At 67.2% G+C, this 247-nt stretch carries 1 pseudogene; it reads left to right on the top strand.

Going from position 1 to position 247, the window contains the following annotated elements:
• A pseudogene (locus SB771_RS36245) lies at positions 1 to 247 on the top strand (glycogen debranching enzyme GlgX); the annotation flags it as partial.

Raw genomic sequence — 247 nt, 5'->3', positions numbered from 1 at the left:
GCATCGCGCTCGGCACGCCGATGATGCTGGCCGGCGACGAAACCTGCCGCACGCAGCAAGGCAACAACAACGCGTACTGCCAGGACAACGAAATTTCCTGGGTCGACTGGGCGCTCGCCGCGACGCCGCAAGGCGAAGCGATGACCGCGTTCTGCGCACGCGCGATCGCGCTGCGCCGGGATCATCCCTTGCTGCGCGAAGCACGGTTCCTGTTCGGCGACCGCGAGGTGATGCCCGACGTGCACGA

Origin of the sequence: Burkholderia sp. SIMBA_051, from assembly GCF_046534915.1 — a bacterium.
Taxonomy (GTDB): Bacteria; Pseudomonadota; Gammaproteobacteria; order Burkholderiales; family Burkholderiaceae; genus Burkholderia; species Burkholderia ambifaria.
Note: the sequence above shows the minus strand (reverse complement) of the source record. Positions and strands in the feature narration are given on the sequence as shown.